The organism is Sulfobacillus sp. hq2 (assembly GCF_002903155.1).
In the GTDB taxonomy this organism is placed as follows: domain Bacteria; phylum Bacillota; class Sulfobacillia; order Sulfobacillales; family Sulfobacillaceae; genus Sulfobacillus; species Sulfobacillus thermotolerans.
Genome location: NZ_NWUL01000030.1, coordinates 81,088 through 99,339 on the forward strand (window position 1 = coordinate 81,088; position 18,252 = coordinate 99,339).

20 protein-coding genes, 2 tRNA genes, 1 other RNA gene and 1 pseudogene are annotated in these 18,252 nt (G+C 52.0%); 4 read left to right on the forward strand and 20 right to left on the reverse strand.

The genetic code is table 11. The features are described from left to right. Positions 1-319: 319 nt before the first annotated feature. The 3 genes from CO251_RS05905 to CO251_RS17170 all read right to left on the reverse strand — a co-directional run bounded on the left by CO251_RS05905 (position 320) and on the right by CO251_RS17170 (position 2,475). Positions 320-898 carry a PIN domain-containing protein gene (locus CO251_RS05905; protein ID WP_103374878.1) on the reverse strand — a complete coding sequence of 193 codons (579 nt, stop codon included), beginning with the start codon at positions 896-898 and terminating at the stop codon, positions 320-322. A 2-nt stretch (positions 899-900) separates the two neighbouring features. Then, positions 901-1,362, reverse strand: coding sequence for an excisionase family DNA-binding protein (locus CO251_RS05910; RefSeq protein WP_103374879.1), 462 nt, complete (start codon positions 1,360-1,362; stop codon positions 901-903). A 765-nt stretch (positions 1,363-2,127) separates the two neighbouring features. After that, positions 2,128-2,475, reverse strand: coding sequence for a hypothetical protein (locus CO251_RS17170; protein ID WP_146038999.1), 348 nt, complete (start codon positions 2,473-2,475; stop codon positions 2,128-2,130). A gap of 749 nt (positions 2,476-3,224) precedes the next feature. On the opposite strand from CO251_RS17170, the gene CO251_RS05925 reads away from it, so the two are divergent. Then, positions 3,225-3,791, forward strand: a complete 567-nt coding sequence (locus CO251_RS05925; protein ID WP_146039000.1) for a hypothetical protein — start codon at positions 3,225-3,227, stop codon at positions 3,789-3,791. A gap of 141 nt (positions 3,792-3,932) precedes the next feature. Here CO251_RS05925 and CO251_RS05930 read toward each other — a convergent pair. Next, positions 3,933-4,085 (reverse strand): annotated as a pseudogene (locus CO251_RS05930) (transposase); the annotation flags it as partial. A gap of 731 nt (positions 4,086-4,816) precedes the next feature. Here CO251_RS05930 and CO251_RS05935 point away from each other — a divergent pair. Together CO251_RS05935 and CO251_RS17175 are read left to right on the forward strand one after the other, a co-directional pair. Further along, a complete protein-coding gene (locus CO251_RS05935) occupies positions 4,817-5,662 on the forward strand; it encodes a hypothetical protein (RefSeq protein WP_103374883.1) in 846 nt (281 codons plus the stop codon). Positions 5,663-5,975: 313 nt separating this feature from the next. Next, positions 5,976-6,218, forward strand: a complete 243-nt coding sequence (locus CO251_RS17175; protein ID WP_146039001.1) for a hypothetical protein — start codon at positions 5,976-5,978, stop codon at positions 6,216-6,218. A gap of 837 nt (positions 6,219-7,055) precedes the next feature. Here CO251_RS17175 and mauJ read toward each other — a convergent pair. After that, complete coding sequence (mauJ, locus tag CO251_RS05945; RefSeq protein ID WP_146039002.1) at positions 7,056-7,511, reverse strand: methylamine utilization protein MauJ; 456 nt, start codon at positions 7,509-7,511, stop codon at positions 7,056-7,058. 195 nt (positions 7,512-7,706) lie between these two features. Between mauJ and CO251_RS05950 the strand changes: the two genes are divergently transcribed. After that, the gene (locus tag CO251_RS05950) at positions 7,707-8,021 is read left to right on the forward strand and encodes a hypothetical protein (protein WP_103374886.1); all 315 of its coding nucleotides are present in this window, start codon (positions 7,707-7,709) and stop codon (positions 8,019-8,021) included. A 349-nt stretch (positions 8,022-8,370) separates the two neighbouring features. On the opposite strand, the gene CO251_RS05955 is transcribed toward CO251_RS05950, so the two are convergent. From CO251_RS05955 to CO251_RS06025, 15 genes are all read right to left on the reverse strand, one after another. Further along, positions 8,371-8,781, reverse strand: coding sequence for a putative toxin-antitoxin system toxin component, PIN family (locus CO251_RS05955; RefSeq protein ID WP_103374887.1), 411 nt, complete (start codon positions 8,779-8,781; stop codon positions 8,371-8,373). A 2-nt stretch (positions 8,782-8,783) separates the two neighbouring features. Next, positions 8,784-9,050: an AbrB/MazE/SpoVT family DNA-binding domain-containing protein gene (locus CO251_RS05960; RefSeq protein WP_103374888.1), complete on the reverse strand. Its 267-nt coding sequence runs from the start codon at positions 9,048-9,050 to the stop codon at positions 8,784-8,786. 556 nt (positions 9,051-9,606) lie between these two features. Continuing rightward, positions 9,607-9,682 (reverse strand) — tRNA-Arg (locus CO251_RS05965). Between the two features lie 35 nt (positions 9,683-9,717). After that, positions 9,718-9,794 (reverse strand) — tRNA-Pro (locus CO251_RS05970). Positions 9,795-9,847: 53 nt separating this feature from the next. Continuing rightward, a complete protein-coding gene (locus tag CO251_RS05975; protein WP_103374889.1) occupies positions 9,848-10,027 on the reverse strand; it encodes a hypothetical protein in 180 nt (59 codons plus the stop codon). Continuing rightward, the gene (locus tag CO251_RS05980; protein WP_103374890.1) at positions 10,024-10,740 is read right to left on the reverse strand and encodes a COG4280 domain-containing protein; all 717 of its coding nucleotides are present in this window, start codon (positions 10,738-10,740) and stop codon (positions 10,024-10,026) included. The genes CO251_RS05975 and CO251_RS05980 overlap by 4 nt, the downstream gene beginning before the upstream one ends. Positions 10,741-10,802: 62 nt before the next feature. Further along, entirely contained in the window at positions 10,803-11,279 is a 477-nt protein-coding gene (locus CO251_RS05985) for a metallophosphoesterase (RefSeq protein ID WP_103374891.1), read from the reverse strand. Continuing rightward, complete coding sequence (locus CO251_RS05990; RefSeq protein WP_103374892.1) at positions 11,279-11,881, reverse strand: non-canonical purine NTP pyrophosphatase; 603 nt, start codon at positions 11,879-11,881, stop codon at positions 11,279-11,281. Before CO251_RS05990 ends, CO251_RS05985 begins: the two co-directional genes overlap by 1 nt. Then, complete coding sequence (rph, locus tag CO251_RS05995; RefSeq protein WP_255398105.1) at positions 11,874-12,611, reverse strand: ribonuclease PH; 738 nt, start codon at positions 12,609-12,611, stop codon at positions 11,874-11,876. Before rph ends, CO251_RS05990 begins: the two co-directional genes overlap by 8 nt. A 54-nt stretch (positions 12,612-12,665) precedes the next feature. Then, positions 12,666-13,020: a transfer-messenger RNA gene (ssrA, locus tag CO251_RS06000) on the reverse strand. Positions 13,021-13,039: 19 nt separating this feature from the next. After that, the gene (smpB, locus tag CO251_RS06005) at positions 13,040-13,501 is read right to left on the reverse strand and encodes an SsrA-binding protein SmpB (RefSeq protein ID WP_103374893.1); all 462 of its coding nucleotides are present in this window, start codon (positions 13,499-13,501) and stop codon (positions 13,040-13,042) included. 77 nt (positions 13,502-13,578) lie between these two features. Continuing rightward, a complete protein-coding gene (locus tag CO251_RS06010) occupies positions 13,579-13,977 on the reverse strand; it encodes a hypothetical protein (protein WP_103374894.1) in 399 nt (132 codons plus the stop codon). Between the two features lie 159 nt (positions 13,978-14,136). After that, positions 14,137-16,317: a ribonuclease R gene (gene rnr, locus CO251_RS06015; RefSeq protein WP_242968354.1), complete on the reverse strand. Its 2,181-nt coding sequence runs from the start codon at positions 16,315-16,317 to the stop codon at positions 14,137-14,139. Positions 16,318-16,562: 245 nt separating this feature from the next. Next, entirely contained in the window at positions 16,563-16,799 is a 237-nt protein-coding gene (gene secG / locus CO251_RS06020; protein WP_103374895.1) for a preprotein translocase subunit SecG, read from the reverse strand. Positions 16,800-16,922: 123 nt separating this feature from the next. Beyond that, positions 16,923-18,221 carry an MFS transporter gene (locus CO251_RS06025; RefSeq protein WP_103374896.1) on the reverse strand — a complete coding sequence of 433 codons (1,299 nt, stop codon included), beginning with the start codon at positions 18,219-18,221 and terminating at the stop codon, positions 16,923-16,925. Between the last annotated feature and the right edge of the window lie 31 nt (positions 18,222-18,252).

The window sequence follows — 18,252 nt, forward strand, 5'->3', positions numbered from 1 at the left end:
TTTTACGTCACTTGACGGGACGTGATCGCACTTTCATAACCCCTTACGCGCCGCAAAGGGGTATCCTATTTACAAAACTTCGTATAAAATCTTACGGTTGGAATTCACCGATATTCACCAGCACCCCCACAGTAGCTTACCGAGGTACTCGACGCTATGACGAATCCTAAGGTCGTCTGATCGCCCGATGCATCCAAAATTCTGGCCGACGATTCCTTTGTTTCCCTTTTCAGTAGCTATGGTTCCGATGATCGTCCGAATGGCACAACGTTGCGCCCCATAATTGAGGGAAGTCCGGATACTCAGAACACCTCGGCCTTTATAGTAAATAATCGGATAACATGGTTTGGGCTTGTAAAGCAAAATTGGGAACCGTTTTTTGAAGTGATGTTAGGATTCCGGAAACTGAATTCATTGGACTATGTCTGTTTGATGCGAGGTCCTTAAGAGCGTAAAAAAACTCCTGTGGGGCAAGCTCCAATTGATAGCACAAAAAATCGTCCGGATGCTGCACGTCCGTGTCACAGAATCCGGCGGGCACACGGAAATCTTTAAGGTTAGCGGTAACCAATACATCAGCCCTGCTAGCAATAGCTGCAGCTAGCACATGTCGGTCTTTCTTATCATTCGGCATCGCGGGAATCGCATGTACATAATAACTGCGATCTACCATGGCATCGGGGAACGCATCGGTCATGATATCGAGCAAATATTTCACACCAGCCTCTACTTTGGCAGTATCTCCCTTCGCTTTTTTGATATAGGTCCGTTGCAACTCATCCAAAACATCCGGGCTCCACCGGATTTGACAGATGCCGACTTCCGCAATGGTCAAAATGACATCGCGGAGATTCGTAGGAAATAGGACGCATGCGTCGAGAAACGCAACGAAAGCCATATTTATGGCTCCCGTTCGTCGAAATCATCCGACTCGTATAACCCTAAAGACTCCGACACCCGCACCATTTCATTGACATTGGCTTTACGTAGACTGTCCCGTGTGCTCTTGAAGTCCAAAAGATCACCCAACCGTACCCGGCGGTGAGATCCCACGAGGTGATAGCGTATCTTCCCCTCTTCCAACAAACGAATCAAATACGGACGGGAGACTTGCAGCAAATCCGCAGCCTGCTGTGTCGTCAGCTCCTGTTCGTAATGCAGAATGGACACAGAATTGCCCTTAGCTAGTTGTCTCGCTGCCTCCATTAAAACGCGCACCAGCGGAGTAGGAAGCTTTACCTCAACATGCTGATCATCCACCAAGACATAGTTCGTATTCGGATGTGCAACTAAGTCGCCAGCCACTCGCTTAATGATTTCGAGATCTTGCTCGTCTGGCCCAATTAATATTTGATCAGCCAAAAGGATCCCTCCTCTCCGCGAATTAGTCTACTCGTTCTCAATCACATTATACGAATTAAACGAAATAACCGCAAAAGGCTTTTGGGGAACCGAGGCACAATATCTTCGGTAATCCTTGTGTTGACTAATGTCATCCATCCCAAATGGAGTCTCTGCAGAAGACCTTATCTGCCCTTTTATCTGACATTCTCATCATGAGGGGATTACTTGGCTAAACGAATAAACGACGAAACGTCACTAATGCGCATTAAGGGCCCTTAAACGCTCAGCAGTAATTCGACCATATTGTGAACAATACAGCGGATTATTCTGAGGCACAAACTAGACCGCATCGCCCGCGATGCACAGTGTTTCTCGCCCGCGAGGATAAAAGACCATTAAAAAAATGGAAACCAAAGCAATAAAAAAACTTGCGGTGAACGGGTTTGAGATGGTGCCCCAGCAGGATTCGAACATGGATTAGAAGAACCGTAATCAGGTGTCTAAGGCGATACTTTGATGCGCTACAAACCTTATATATTGCCGGCTCTAGGGTTTCACAGGATCGACGCCGTCGCTCCCAAACACCCGTCTCAAATCCCATTAGACCATTCTCTTCCGTCGCCAGGGGCCTTACACGGCGAACGACTTTTTGGATTTATCGCCTTTCCCGAGCTCTATGCGGGCCTTAAGGAACAGAGCTTCCCAAACGCAAATCCCGGTTAGTTATTATCCTAGCTAAACACGAGGCCTCAAAAGTCGGTCATAAAACAGCCTCTAATTAGGTTAATTCTTTTGGATATGGGTAGCCATATCCAGAGCCGATAAGTATCCGCCGCTTAAATTGGAATTCCATGGTCCCGTACTCGATGTCAGAAATGTCAAAGCGTTATGATCCCAACTGACCTGCATGTTTACAATCTGTTCACTCAAGTTCGCCACTACCCATCCCTGTGTACTAGGCACCGGAAGACTAGTGGTTTGCAGATAAGTGTTGATGTGTTGAGCCACTCTTACGCCTTCTGTAACTTGAGACGAAGGATACTCGATGGACAAATGCCGGAAACCGCATACAGCAAATGTGAACACAGGTGGCGTTGTCATTCCCCGTTTCGGTCCCATCAATTCACCCATTCCACCGAAACCTCCGCAATCCGCAGAGTCACATAACTGTGGTCCTCCATTGGTGATAATGAGGTTTTGAGTGAGTGGGGTAGACAAAAACGCGTTTGTCCTTGGAAATATTTGATGTATTCATTTTCTATCTCATGGCATTTTGGCCCGGTTTGTTCTGACATGACTCGGAAGAGCCATTCCATCTTGACGAAAACGATTTTTCTTGTTCAAGACTAATTATTGTATAAGTAATTATTTAATAACAACTAATAATAAGCGAGGCCTTATGGCGTTAACAGAAGCTGAATCGGAAGTGTTCCTCATCCAGCCCAAGGCGTTACACGACAAAGTCAAATGGAAACAGAGATCCGAGGCGCCGTTCCTCTACAGAGCAGATGCACGAGTGCTTCTCACGGAATCGGGTGATGTTCGACCCTTGGACCTTGTGTTACCATACAACGATAAGGCAAAAACGTTTACATTTATATTGAGGTACGGAAAGAGTGAAAATATTCGACGGCTGGACTTTAATAAACCACACAGGAATCCAGGCGCAAATTCCCGAACAAAAATCGATAAACTACACAAGCACAAATGGACAGATGCATACCAAGATCAATGGGCCTATGAACCAGGAGATATTGAAGACCCATCGGACGTGCAGAAGTCGCTGGGGAATTTTCTTCATGAATGTCACATTGACTATGAATCTAAACAATTGGGTAACTTGACAGTGCAAGGCAGGTGGGTCTGAAGTGACATGCAGTGTGATCGATCAAGTGGTAAGTTCAATGCCATGGTTGTTCACTTGCCACTACGAGGAACCTATAAATAAATATGTCATGGAAACTCCGTTTCTATTACCCGACGGAGATGTTTTAACGTTCTTTTTCGACCCTGAGTCAGGCAGACTGTCTGATTTGGGGGAAACGGTACATCGGTTCGTAGCCCTGGGGATTTCACTGGAGGCAAACAAAGCTTGGGTTCAGAAATCCCTTATCGACCCGGAGGTTCATTTCGAATACGGCGAGCTATTTATTGAAAAACTCCACCGGCCTGCGGCACTTGCTGGGTTGATTAATACTGCGATTAGACTCGCAGACCTTGAGCTAGTCAAGACACAACGCCGCCCAAAGACATTTCCCGAAGATGTCAAGGCCTACCTGTCGACGTTGCCGATAAAATATTTTTCAAAACACAGGATAATGATACGAGATGCGCAGTTAACGTTTGACTTCTATGTCGAGTCTCCGCGTCGAGCGTATATAGAGACGGTACATGCACACCCCAAATTCGAATGTGTTAGGAAAGTGGACCATCGTCAAGAAAAATGATGCGAACACCTTACTTATTACAGTTATTCGCCCTGGCCTGCACCTACCAGCTGTTTTCTATGAACAACTCGACGATATATCTGTCATGGTCCCTTAGGAGTACCGCACAAGGCTAGCAGGCATCCTTATATCCTAGGATTGAATTTTACGGGTCGATACGCCTTTCACCACCATTTCCATCAGGGTCAGGACGAGGGTTTTTCCCTGCCGCTGATACCACTCAAAGAGTGTAGGGCCGAACTTCCCGTCCCGCGTCCGCGGGACTTCCAACGTCAACGTCCCGACGCGCGTTGAGCTGCCGGTTCCGTGAACCATTGTGTGATCCTCCTAAGATTTGTGGGTTTCGTCGCTTTCAAATCTACCAAGGAAATGCAATGGCTTGGCATAGAGAACCTTGCCTTCTCTTAAAATATTTTCGACAAATGGATCAGTCCACTTCAGACGTTCCTGGAGATCAGCAGGATCCCGGACAATCAGATCAACGGCATTAGTTCGACTTACGAGAGCGTTTGTCTGCTTATATTATAATCGGTGATCAATCGGCAACGCGGAAGTGGGATCGTTACCACTATCGAAGTTATCTATTGTCGGCCGCGGATCCCTCGAGTTCTACATTATCAGACCGCATCCGAGTCTGAATACCCGATCCGGTTAGAGTCTCAGTGTCTGGTGTCCGACATACATCCACTGAACACGTGTGCCAAAGCAAAAACATCATGCAGCGACGTTCAAAGCCCAAGCGTTGCCGGAGATGCTAGCTAAAGGAAGAGAAGCCGGTCGTTCAGATTGCGGCTGAACACCAGATACATCCCAGTCAACTCCAACGGTGGAACCGTCAAACCCTAGAACTTCTGATCCACATGGCCGTAGAACGCCTCCAAACAAACACTATTGGGTCACATTCCAAATATTCGCCTCATCTGGCGCCCTTACGGTAATTTCGCCCCCGTTATCGCCACAGTGGATTCCTATCAGCTATAGTAAGATCAGCACAATTTAAACTAAAAACAACAGCGGAGGGTCCCATGCGCACGGATACGGATATCTTCGACATCGGCCGCTTTGGGTGGCCACCTGACCTACAGCTCTATGCGGACTTATCGGCCACCACGTGGCTGAATGATCCTAGCCTATGGTCAGGCGGAGACCATCGTTTCATCGGAAAACTTATCCCGCGCGGCTATGCTCGCTATGTGCGATTGAATCATCCAGCATGGAAGAATCCCGGTCCGAGCGTGGAGCGGCTCACGTGGGATCAGCACGAACGACGGCTGATCCCCGTATCATGGGCCACCGTCGCCCAGTGGTCGAATCAGGACCTTGACGAGGCCTTGAGATTCGAAGACCTATTGCCCCCAAAAGCGAGACCCCAGGATCCGCCCTTCGACGAGGAACCACACTGGCACTTGTCGCCCGTGGTCCTGGAAAAGCTCATTCCTGTGCTGCGCCGCTTGACCACGACCCCAGAGCATATCTGGATGGGATTTTGCGACACCACCGGGGAATGGAACGCGAATCAGTGCGGGTGGGCGGAGGTCCATGACGACCGTACACGCCCCGACATTGACGAGCGGCGGCGATTACGCCAGCAATTTTGCCAGGAGATTGCCCGGTTGCCACGGTGGGCACCGCCGGGCTGGGCCCCCAGTGGCCGCACCTATTGGTTAGCCTCTGGCCCCATCGAGGCCGTGTATGATGTTGCACGCGGTATTTATTCAGTGACACCCTTCCTCTGGTGGCCTGAAGACCACGCCTGGTGTGTCTTCCGCGAGATCGATTTCGACTTTTCCTTAGTAGCCACGACCGACGACGGTTATGAACGGATCATGAGACTGTCCGGCGTGGAGGCGTACGAGGCCGAGGTGTGGTAGCAGGCCGGGGATCTCAAACGGAAGAGATAGTACCTTGCGGATTAACGCCGGCTGGGACAAACAACCTCTGCATAGGCCCTCAAACACCGTTTCCCACGGGGCGGATCGTAGTATAGCATCCCGGCGCTGGGACGGCTAAACACAACCGTCCGACATCTTCAGTGGCACCCCGCGAGACTCTCGCCCCCGGTCGTCCTCCGGGACGTTACCCGTTAGGAAGATGGCCTTGTGTCAAAGCCCACGGACACGCGAAATTCGTAGCAATGTCAAACAAGTGGAAGCGGTGTCATGCTTCAGAAGGGGAGGATTGTTGATGTCCGTCGTCGCCCTAAGGGGGCGGCTGACGCCGTCCTCGCACACTCGCCGCGTGGAATCCCCTGATGGTCCGACGGGGACTCCACGCGCAGATGGCCGCGATGGTGAACCGGTAGCAAGGTACGTGCGCATGCAATTGGGCTCGACGACAACCGCCTGCTCGGCAGCCTCAGCGGGAACCGGCGGCGACACCGTATGGTCCCCGTCGACGGTGCCTGTGGCTGCACCCAGCTCTTCATAGTTCGCCCCCACGTTCCCGTGATGCGCCCAAAATAGGCTTCGAGCCTTTGCACGCTGGTCGTGGGATGAGGTACGGAGGTTCCATCGTGAAGTAAAACAGATGGCATTCTGATCGTTCTGGTCACAAATCACGTTCGTGAAGGTCGACAGTCAAAACGGTATCCGCGACAATTCCGGTTAGGGGCTTCCCTGCCCCGTCGCTAATCTCATTATCACCGCGTCATGCCCACACACTCCGCTTGCGACGGGCCGTGTGGGCATTTTGCCGCGAAGTCATGCCAACCGCCTTAACCAATGACCGGGCCTACGATGGCAGCCATTGGCCAACCCCTGCCAAAATGAATTAGTACCAACACTTGAGGCGGGCGAAGTAAGAGTTCACTCTCTCTTGACTGGTGGAGGACGTTTTATATCCATAGATACGATGGCCACCGGACGCCCCGTCAAATTCCTCTTCAGGGCTATTCCTCATCGGGCTCGAAGAATGCCTCCTTGTCCCTATTAGCCCACTCATCCCAATATGGCCACCGTCGTGCTCGCTAGGGCTAAGTTTCTTTGTCGCGATATCGTGCGTGTTGGCAACAGCTTTTTGCTTGTCCTTAACTGGCATAAGCGACCGCCATTCTAGAGCCGATTTTGATTGTTGGTTGAATCATGACTGCGTGGTAGCCGTATTTATCCACTTGAGCAGTCACGGCGTCGCTAAGTTGTAGAGTCGGACTCAAGGAATCCCACGCCATGAACCGCTCATCGAATGTTGACGAATGGCCGCCTAAGTTGAATTCTCCACGTCAGCGCGACGACCATATATGAGGAGGTATCGCTTCTCGAATGCCCGTTACTTAATGAGGGCTTTCCATGTGGGTAATTGCTCTTCACGAGTTTCTTTTGGACAAAACAAGGAGGTTCCCGTTTCCAGAGCAACGTCCTTGTGAAGGCCGCTTCGCAATTTGCGCATTCCTTCCATAACTTTGTAAAAGCACAGAAACTGGTAAAAGGGGTTCACTGTCGATCCCCCTTCCCGATACAAAGCATAAATAGGCCACATACTGCGCGTGACGGCTTTGTTGGTGGGCCAAGGCTTGATTCCGGCGGAAATCAACATGCGGACCCATACGCTGCTAGTGGAGATGTGACTGAGGGTGGTGCCCACGAGGTTCAATCCTTGGATTTCCGCCGCTTCACGACTATCTGCTGAAACAGAACATTGCAACTTAGCCAATCGACTCTGTTCGTTAGCCACAACCCTTACATGGTTAGAACCGTGGGAAGACATCACCTTAAACCCAGTCATGCCCTCTAGCTGTAGGATATATGAGTTTCCTACTGCGTCATGGATACGTGGAGAATATCATCAAAATAAGACATTCCGGGTGCCAGCAGAACAATATCCATGTCATAGCTACCGGGGCTACCGATCAAGTCATCCTGTTGGCCCTTCCCCCATTGGGGAATCATTGAGAACGTTTCCTACTCCAGGATGTTCGGGATGAATGTCGTTGAATTAGTGCTCATCATCCATCATTCTCCAAAATATATTCCTGCTGTCCATTTGCAACTACCATACGCATCCATTTTACCGAAAATCCTGATAGGCCGCTATCCGACCCGAATGTGCATGATGCAGAACATTAAGGATCGAAGGAATTGGGCCTACGGGTTTCATTCGGCAGAATTGCTCCATGTTGGCACATCGGGGACCGAAAATCCCGCGTTCACGCGTCCATTTCGTCACTACGATAGTCTGGGGCTGGCGCCATCACCGCTCTCCCCCAACGGATCGTCTCCCATCGGCTCTGGGTGACGCTGCGGTGAACGGCCTGGCGGAACACAAACACAAAAAACCTGCAATCGCTTGCGGTGTCTCAAATTTTTGTGGTGTCCCCGGCAGGATTCGAACCTGCGATACGAGATTAGAAGAATCACGCTCAGGTGTCTACCATGTCATTCCGATGCGCTGGAATCCTTGAGCATCAAAGGATTTGGGGTGGCTGAGTGTCCACGGTGCCGCTCCCAAACACCCATCCATTCCATCTCTTCCTGATGACGCGCCCCAACCGGTTAAATACCTTCCAGTCCGGCACCACCGGGTCAGGGCAAGACTTAAGCATCAGCTCCCACGCCTTCCGTCCATCTGGTAGGTCATGGGATCGCTACCCCACGTCCATTTGAACAAATTCGCGCGCCGTCATGATGTGCGGCGTCGTAATGCCTGCTTCCAGAAAATCCTTGTCTCCGGTAATGAGTATGTCCACATGCGCGGCAACGGCAGCGCGAAGAATAGGACGATCCGAAGCGTCGCGCACGAGGACTTCGTCGGCAATTCCGCCAACGGGTGTCTGAACGACCTCCACAACCGTCAAGACCAACGCCAAAAAACGTTCCAAGGCCGGAATCTTGTGCGGAAACTTACGATTAAACACCCGCCGCAGTTCGTCAATGTTTTGGTCAGTTATGAATCCATAATTGGGATGAGTAACCGCTTTTACGTAGGCTTGATACGGAACCCCGGACGGAATTAGCGAGGCTGAAAGAAGAATGTTGGTATCAATCAACACCTTCACAGTCAATCGGTTTCCTTTCGCACCACTTTTACCAGATCCATGACCGCGTCGTCCGAACCTAAGCCGACTTTCTCAGCCTCTCCAACCATGTCCTGTTGCAGCATTTTCATCGCATAAACGGCCGAATTCATCAGAATGACGCGATCATCCTCACAGATGAGCGTTACCCGGTCGCCTGTCGACAACCGTAACTGGGATCGAATATCTTTCGGGAGTGTGATCTGTCCCTTGGCCATCACTTTAGCATTATCAATGATGGGCACTGCCATGTCTTCGCCACCTTTCTGCCCAACAAGAAACCATCCCTACTTTCCCTACCATTATGATAAGCGATTTGCACGGAAAAATATACCCCGTTGCCAGCCCGTACTCTTTCCCGCATCAATCTATCTTAGACTCCGCATGTCAGCCCGAGGAGTTTTAGGGATTTAAATATCCCGAATCTTTCGCAAAGGAGGCGGGTCCGGCCATCACGGAATACTGTCGCATGGACACCTCATTTACCGAAAATCCTGCTAGGCCGCTATCCGGCCCGAATGTGGATGATGCAGAATCTTAAGGATCGAAGGAATTGGCCCACGGGTTTCATGCGGCAGAGTGCTCCATGTTGGCGCACCGGGGACCGAAAATTCCGCGTTCACGCGTCCATTACGTCGCTACGATAGTCTGGGGTCTGGCGCCATCACCGTTCTCCCCTGATGGATCGTCTAGTACGTCTCTTGGGTTGAACCGCATCCATCGGCTCTGGGCGCCGCGGTGAACGGCCGGGCAAAACACAAACACAACAAAAAGCCCGCAATCGCTTGCGGTGAAATGGATTTAGGATGGTGTCCCCGGCAGGATTCGAACCTGCGACGCCGGGATTAGAAGTCCCGCGCTCTATCCACTGAGCTACGGGGACGCTCTGGGTGGTGGCGTACTCCTTGACAATAAAAATGGTCGGGGCGACAGGATTCGAACCTGCGACCCCTTGCTCCCAAAGCAAGTGCGCTACCAAGCTGCGCTACGCCCCGACATAAAGCATTTAATAATATACCATAGGGATAAAGGGCCGTCAATGACGCCGTTAAGACCGGCGTAAGCTTATAAAAATAGACGCCGCAATAAATATAAACAACACCAAGCCAGACAACTGGGCTAAACCCACATGCGACAAGATAAAGGCAATGAGCAACGAGCCCAATCCTAAAACGGCCAGCAGGGGGTCTTCCACAAAGAGTCCATAGACTTTTTTCACCCACTTCATGCGGATGCCTGCCCCCTTGCCTTAAGCATTTTCACATACCAGCCACTCATGGCTAAATATCCCGAAATCAAGACTAACAACGTCGCTTCCGACAACGGCCAATGCACGCCTAAGGCAGCCCCGGCCCAAAACGTTCCAAAACTGGTCAACATCACACCGACGACAAATTTCAGCGTGTTTTCGGGAACCCGAGACAAGGGCGCACGCAGTGCAAGGCCAAGCGCTAATACCGCCACCAGCCCAATAGCCGATCCTAAAATCGCGCTGCCAAATGCATGAGCTCCCGATCCCATGGTCAAAATAATGACGACCACTTCCAAGCCCTCGAGCAACACGCCATTAAAGGCCGTGGCTTGTGCTTCGAACGCGGCATTGCCACTGGCCTCTAATTTTTTTACTTGCCGGGCATAGGCTTCTGCTTCGTTATGCAGTGCCTTAAGGCCAGCATAACGCAAGATCGCTTTGCGAATCCACTTCAGACCGAATAACAAGAGTAAAATACCGACAACCCCTTGCAGTACATGCAAGGGAACCACGCGCAAGATGCCCTCACCTAAGATCAGCACCAAGAGCGCCAAGGTGAGGACCGCATAAAACACCCCACGCATGGCAGGGCGCACCCCAAACACCGCAGCCGCTAACACAATGGAGAGCGCCTCTACGAATTCCACAGATGATGCTAAAAATGCCGCTAGCAAGACATAAAGATTCACAAGCTCCCTCCATTCTTCGGGTCTTCGCACGATGTTGCCTTCATTCTATCGTCGTTCAGCGTCTAGGAAAGCACGTCCCACGAAAAATTCAGGGAACCTTCAGCATCATACGTCAACCAACCGAAACTCGGCGGGGACTGCACCGGCCGAAATCCTGCACCCGGATTCACAATCCACGTCTCTGATGTGTGATAGGACTCCCGTTTGTGGCTGTGGCCAAAGACTAAAACCTGTAGAGTAAACTGGTGAGCCAAGCGCTGTAAAGCCGCCAATCGCTGCGAAGCAGGCCATTGGTGGCCATGAATGACCCCGAAACGCACGCCATGGGATTGCCAAAACGTTGCCCATGGAGCGTGGACGTCATGGTCATTGTTGCCTTGAGCCCCGTAATAGGGCACCCCCATTTTCTGTGCCAACCATAAGCCATCGCGGTAAAAATCGCCGGCACAGATCAGGCCATCCACGTCAGATAAATTCACAAGTTGGTTAGCCCATTTCGCTATCCGGCCATGCGTATCGCTGATGACCACATAGCGCATTATAACGCCATGACCTGCTGAATCACCGGAATAATACCTTGCACTGCCATAGCGCGGTGCGAAACCCGGTCTTTATATTCCTGGGGCCACTGTGCAAACGATGTTTCGCCATCAATGCTGAAAATGGGATCCATGCCAAAACCCTGTTGACCCCGCGGCCAGGTGAGAATCCGCCCTTCGACCACGCCTTCTGAGAAAAACACGAGACCATCGGGTGATGCTAAACACAAGACGGCACGCATGCGTGCCGTGCGTAACGCCCACGGCACCTCCAACAAACGCAGGAGAATCTCTCGGTTGTTTTCCCAGCTGTTGGTACTGACAAAACGCGCCGAATGAATGCCTGGCAATCCCCCTAACGCGTCGACTTCGACCCCGGAATCGTCGGCCAGCGCCCAGCGTCCTGTACGAGACGCGACCGCCTGGGCTTTTAATTGCGCATTGGCCCGGTAACTATCCCCGGTTTCTTCAATGATTTCCTTTTCGCCATAGTCATCCAGCACCAAAGGGAGATCGACACTAGCAAAGAGGCGGCGGAACTCTTCGAGTTTGCCACGATTGTGGCTGGCCAAAATAATGGGGTGTTCATGAAAATTAGCCAATCAACAACGCTCCTTCTGGCAACGCTTGCCGTTCCAGCGCCACCAGTTCATCAATACCGGGCTCCACAAAATCCAACAGCAAGTCCAATTGTTGGCGACTGAATAACCCGTGCTCGGCGGTGCCTTGAATTTCAATCAGCTGGTGCTGACTAGTCATCACCACATTCATATCCACGCCAATCTGTACATCTTCGTGATAGTCCAGATCTAAATAGACTTCGCCCATCGATAGTCCCACGCTAATCGCCGCGATCCAATCTTTCAGCGGCTTCCCGGTAAATGGCGTCGCCTTATGTATTTTCAATAGCGCCTGGGTCAGCGCCATAAAACCCGCGGTAATAGCCGCAGTCCGCGTGCCCCCATCAGCTTGAATCACATCACAATCGAGAAGAATACTCTTTTCTCCCATCGCCTTGAGATTCACCGCGGCCCGCAATGAGCGCCCAATTAATCGCTGAATTTCCACCGTCCGCCCTTGTTGTTTGCCGCGTGTGGCTTCCCGAAAGGTGCGATCATTGGTCGCCCGCGGCAACATCCCATATTCCGCGGAAATCCAGCCTTGGCCCGTGCCCCGAACAAAGGGGGGTACACGGTCCTCCACCGTCGCCGTCACCAGGACGCGCGTGTGTCCGGCCGTAATTAAACACGAACCTTCTGCCCACTCATTAAAACCCATTTGCAATTCGACCGGCCGAATCGCATCATTACTGCGTCCATCGCGGCGCTGAATGGCCACCATCTCCTTTCGAAAAAAAACTCCCACCCAGGAAGGCGGGAGAAAACTTGGTGGAGGCGGGGACGTACTGCCCGTCCCGTCCGAAGATACGTCATGTTAGACCCCTACGAGCGTAGCCGTGGAATTGATCTCATTTGACAAGATCGCCACAGCGCGGTCGTTGCCAAACCAGTCCTAGTTTCCCATGGCATATCGGACACTATACCAGGTATCCTGCATTTTTTACGCCAAAAGTCGCCGGGCAGGAACCAGAGGCTTTGGCGTTAGCTGGGATTTAGGCAGCTAAAGCGTAGTTTTCTTCGTTGTTCTTGGCACTTAATGGTTTCCTGCTTTTTAACGAGGCTCAGGCCCTCGGCTCGCGTTCCAACATCCCGTTCATCCCCGTCGAATCTAGTTCGCCCCCATACAATACACCGCACAGGCTAAAAATGCTGTTTCATCGCCCGCTCGATACGGCGGCTAGCCTCTTTGGCGGCTATGGTTTGCCGCTTGTCATAACTCTTTTTACCGCGCGCTACCGCTAAGGCCAATTTAGCCCGTCCATGAACATCAAAATACATCCGCAATGGCACCAGCGTCATGCCCTCTTGCTTCACCCGCGCGGCCAGTTCCCGCAACTGCTTCCGGTGCACCAGCAATTTGCGGCTGCGGTACGGATCATGATTGTAGCGATTGCCATATTCATAAGGAGCAATATGACAATTGAACAGGTACAGCTCCCCTTTATCAAACCGCGCAAAGCTATCGCGCAAATTCACACGCCCAGCCCGCAACGACTTGACTTCCGTACCCACCAACACTAAACCGGCCTCGACGACTTCGTCAATGAAATAATCATGACGCGCCTTGCGATTTTCCGCAATCGGCTTCTCGCTTCTGGCCATGTGTGTCGTCCTCCCCGGCGATGTGCTGTTCAATTATATGATCATTTCGCCAGGATTTCAATTCGATCGGCTGGGAGTCAGCGCGCCACTTGTTGATGATGTACAAGATTAGGAGCCGTGAATTTCACGGTGCATAAAGTGTCCGAGGGTAATATGCCCATAGTCGAACCGCGGCCCGCAGGCACAATACCCGTCCACGCATTTTGATTCAGCACCAAAGCCGGTCGCGGCCCACGGCCCACAATCACCACCGTTTGCCCATTTTGGCCACACCACCAAATATGCGAGCCCTCTTGCAAACGAGTCCATGTCACCTCTTCTTGCTGCCAGAACAGCCGTCCCTCAATCCATAACGGGGCCGAACCGAACGTGCTCCACACAATACGGGTCTTGTTAAACGCCAGCGCAATATGGGCTTGAAACGGAGTCATAGCGCGTTTCGGATTGCCGATGTACCAGTTTCGCCATAGCCGCATATTTTTCACCTCTACCAGCAATAACGCCGGACAGGGCAAAAGGTTTCATGGATGATAAGAAACGCATGAATTTTTTATGAGAAAACTGCGCCATTTTTCACAGCGGTCGTCCAAAGCCTTCTCGTCTTCCGCCGGTCTTCAATACCTAAACCCAAAGGGCTAAACTTTTTGGCGACGTTTTGCTGGCATCCGTGCTTCACCTTCTTGAACCAAACGAAAGTCAATCCGCTTCATGGGAATATCCACCCGCACCACTTCGGCGGTCACCGGCTGCCCAAGTTGATATTCACGCCCTGTTCGCTGGCCTTTCAGGCGATAGTGGACCGGGTCATGTACCCAGTAGTCCGGCGGAAGATCTTCCATCCGCACTAGTCCCTCAATCAAATTGGGCAGTTCCACAAACACGCCAAAATTAGTCACGCCCGAAATCACCGCATCATACCGTTCTCCGAGCTTGTCCGCCATATATTGGGCCTCTTTTAAGGCGACCGAATCGCGTTCCGCCTCCATCGCGGCCCGTTCTCGCTGGGATGCGATTTCCCCAATTTCCGCCACTTTCGCCTTCCAACGCGCCAAGGTGTCTCCCGTCGCTCTCTTCTCCATCCATCCTGTGAGAATGCGGTGAACCCATAAGTCGGGATAGCGGCGAATCGGCGAGGTGAAGTGCGTGTATTCGTCGGTGGCCAAGCCGAAGTGGCCCGTGTTTTCGGGTTGATAGCGAGCTTGCTTCATCGTTCTCAACAAAGCACTATTGACCACCCGCTCCTCTGGCTTGCCTTTGACGCGCGCGATAAGGTCTTGCAAATGCTTGGGCGTCACTTTTTCTGGTAAGCGGTAGCCTAAAGCGCCGATCATTTCCCGAAATTGCTCCATGCGGTCCCCTGGCTCTTCATGAATTCGAAATAGACCCGGCAATTTGTGCTCCAAGAGCGTATGCGCGACCGTCTCATTGGCCAACAGCATAAATTCCTCGATCAATGTCTCAGCCAGCCCTCGCTCCCTAGGCACGATATCCACAGGAAATCCATTCACATCGAGCACCACTTTGGATTCTGGCAAATCAAAATCAACAGCGCCCCGCGCTTGCCGCAATTCCCGCAACAGATGGCGCACATGGACGGCTGTCTCTAAAAAGGGACGCAGATGTTCGACATCGTCTTGCTTTCCTGCCAAAATCGCGTTGACGCCTTCATACGTTAACCGGTGGCGCGAGCGAATAACGGAGCGGTGAAATTCCGCATGCACCCGCCGCCCCATCCGGTCTAGGCGAATAATTGCAGAGACGCACAAGCGCAGCACCCCAGGATTAAGACTGGCGATGCCGTTGGACAGGCGTTCGGGCAACATCGGAATGACCCGGTCCACCAAATAAACACTGGTTCCCCGCTGCATGGCTTCCAAATCCAGCGGGGATCCTTCTTTTACGTAATAACTGACGTCGGCGATATGGACCCCCACTTCAAAACCCCCGTCGTCTAAAGCCCGCACTGAAATCGCGTCATCCAAATCTTTAGAGTCCGCCCCGTCTATCGTGACAATCAGCTCATCGGTCAGGTCTAGCCGTCCTACCCAATCCGATTCTTGCACGCTATCTGGCAGACGATTAGCCTCCTCTAGCACCGGACGGGGAAATTCGAGCGGTAAATGATGCTCTAATGCCACCACCGACACATCCACCCCGGGCTGCAATGGACTGCCCAGTGTGCGCGTAACCTCGCCCCTGACCGGTCGTCTGGGATCTAAAGGCCACTCGGTAATCGTCGCCTGCACCATATCGCCCGGCCGCGCCTTATGGCCGCTCGGTAGCGTGACGTCCACCACGGGCTTGCGGGCATCATCCGGGATCACCCGCCATCCTAGGCGATTGCGCTCAAGCCGTCCCGTCACTTCGTGAGTGGCTCGCGACAACACGTTCATGACACGGCCTTCTAACCCATTGGGCGTGTCATGGTACCAAATCAACACGTCATCATCATGGCGGGCACCAAAAAACCAGCGTTCGGGAACAAACACATCGTCGCCCGGAAATTCGGTATTCATAACAAAACCAAAGCCGCGCGGATTGATACGCAAGTGGCCGTGGCGCGTGCGAATGGTCATACGGCCCTCATCGTCACGCACTAACCACCCCTCGCGGCGATATTGCCCATATAACTTGAAAAGACCTTTACCAGGACTCCTTGCAATATTCAATTTTTTTAACAACTGATCCTCAGGCAAGGGCGGCCGGTCGGCCAACAACGCAAAAATTCGTTCTGGCAACCTTTTTAATCGGTCATGATATGCCGACTCTTTGCCTGGCATCTTTCGTACTCCCGCCGCCTTGTTCTTTTTCCCCAATCGTCCACCTCCTGTCTCCCGTGTTTGTCCATTTCTCTCTTCTGGTCTCATTAAGGATTTTGCCCATAGGGCTTTTTTCCATAACGCCTAAGACTCACACCGCCATTTCCCTATTCCACAACAGGGGAAAGCCTCAAAACCAGGCTTTCCCCTCCCAAGATCTCCCGATCCCCAGCGTGATCCGGCTTTCCACGAAAAGGAGAAGGCCGCAAGAGGCTCATGATATGCCTGTTGCAGCCCTGAGATCAGCGCCAAAAGTGGGCTAAAAGCAGTGTCACAATCCCCAGCGCAATGGCCAAGTACAATGAAACTTTTTCTAGCAGCTGGTCGACCCCTTGCTTCTTGCCGCCATATCCCGCAGGTCCGCCGCCACCTCCGCCAAATGCTCCCGAAATGCCAGCGCTATATCCTGTTTGCAAGATAATGGCCGCAATCACGCCCACGGACAATACAATTTCGAGCACGACCAATGTGACAATCACCAGTATTCGACCCCGTTCTTTTGCAAGGTTGATTTGAGCTAAGCCGTCTTACAAGTCAGTCCATTATAGCATAAAAAAGCCTAATGCCCGTATTAAAGGCATTAGGCGTGAGATTCCGCCACGCTATTCTTCAAGCGCGACTCCCCTCGTTTCTTTTCCTAAAATCAAGACCGCTAAGGCGGCGACGATCAAAGCAACGGTAAATAGACCAAAGACAGCTGGCAGACCAAATTTCATAGCCAGCAACAGTCCTACTACAAAGGGCCCGACGATACCGCCAATACGGCCAATTCCCATAGCCCATCCGGACCCCGTTCCCCGTATCATCGTTGGGTATTGCTCCACGGTATAAGCATACGTGACACCCCACGCCCCGAGATTGAAGAACGAGAGCATGGATCCAAATAACAAGATTTGCGCCGTGCCGTGGCCATGCCCAAAGAGATAGGCGGAAACGGCCGAAAGCAGAATATATACCACCAAAACGGGCTTGCGGCCAATACGGTCCACTAAAAGACCGGCTGAAAAATATCCGGGCAATTGCACGATGGTCACAATCAACGTGTATTTCAACGAATTGACGAGGGAATATCCGTGTGTCACCAACACCGAGGGCAACCACAAAAACATCCCGTAATACGCAAAGTTCATGGCCGTCCACAAGATCCAAAGCATGATCGTTTTCGGGCTTTGCCCGCCTCGAAACAAGTCGGATACCCGCGTTTTGGTGACACGGCTAGGCGCGCTCAACGTGGTCGCCGCCACTTCATGCCCTGCTGCCACACTCATCACTTCCGCAGCCTCTTTCACATGGCCCGTACGCAGCAAATACCGGGGACTTTCCGGGATATTGCGGCGCAAATACAAAATATACAAAGCGGGCAACATGCCCACCAAGAACCCGCTGCGCCATCCGTATTGCGGAATCAACAAATACGCCACCAGTGCCGCCACCAACCAGCCCACAGCCCAGAAGCTTTCGAGCAGCACAATGCCGCGGCCTCGGTCCTTTCTAGGCAAAAACTCCGTTACCATAGTGCTAGTGACCGGCAACTCCCCGCCTAAGCCCAATCCGACAATGAAACGAAACACAATCAGCATCCATAACGCGACCGACGCAGCCGACAAGCCCGTCGCCAAACTGTAGATCGCTAGGGTCAACATAAAAATCTTGCGTCGACCCAGACGGTCCGCCACTGTTCCGGCCAACGCCGCCCCAATCGCCATGCCCACCAAACTTATCGACCCCACCACGCCGATCATCAGACTGTTAAGCCGCCATGCACCAATCAATGCGGCCAATACAAACGAAATGATGCCGACATCCATGGAATCAAATAATGTGCCCAAACCCGCCACCGTGATGAGGCGGTAGTGAAACCGCGTCATCTTCAAATTATCTAAGTGCTCTTCTGCCTGCATAATTTTTAGCCCTCCTTCGGCGATACTGCAT

Bases quoted from the DNA above. Each gene is read 5' to 3' on its own strand.
- CO251_RS05905 (WP_103374878.1), bottom strand. From the start codon at position 898: ATGGCTTTCGTTGCGTTTCTCGACGCATGCGTCCTATTTCCTACGAAT.
- CO251_RS17170 (WP_146038999.1), bottom strand. From the start codon at position 2,475: ATGGGTGAATTGATGGGACCGAAACGGGGAATGACAACGCCACCTGTG.
- CO251_RS05935 (WP_103374883.1), top strand. From the start codon at position 4,817: ATGCGCACGGATACGGATATCTTCGACATCGGCCGCTTTGGGTGGCCA.
- CO251_RS17175 (WP_146039001.1), top strand. From the start codon at position 5,976: ATGTCCGTCGTCGCCCTAAGGGGGCGGCTGACGCCGTCCTCGCACACT.
- mauJ (WP_146039002.1), bottom strand. From the start codon at position 7,511: ATGACTGGGTTTAAGGTGATGTCTTCCCACGGTTCTAACCATGTAAGG.
- CO251_RS05950 (WP_103374886.1), top strand. From the start codon at position 7,707: ATGAATGTCGTTGAATTAGTGCTCATCATCCATCATTCTCCAAAATAT.
- CO251_RS05960 (WP_103374888.1), bottom strand. From the start codon at position 9,050: ATGGCAGTGCCCATCATTGATAATGCTAAAGTGATGGCCAAGGGACAG.
- CO251_RS05975 (WP_103374889.1), bottom strand. From the start codon at position 10,027: ATGAAGTGGGTGAAAAAAGTCTATGGACTCTTTGTGGAAGACCCCCTG.
- CO251_RS05985 (WP_103374891.1), bottom strand. From the start codon at position 11,279: ATGCGCTATGTGGTCATCAGCGATACGCATGGCCGGATAGCGAAATGG.
- smpB (WP_103374893.1), bottom strand. From the start codon at position 13,501: ATGGCCAGAAGCGAGAAGCCGATTGCGGAAAATCGCAAGGCGCGTCAT.
- CO251_RS06010 (WP_103374894.1), bottom strand. From the start codon at position 13,977: ATGCGGCTATGGCGAAACTGGTACATCGGCAATCCGAAACGCGCTATG.
- CO251_RS06025 (WP_103374896.1), bottom strand. From the start codon at position 18,221: ATGCAGGCAGAAGAGCACTTAGATAATTTGAAGATGACGCGGTTTCAC.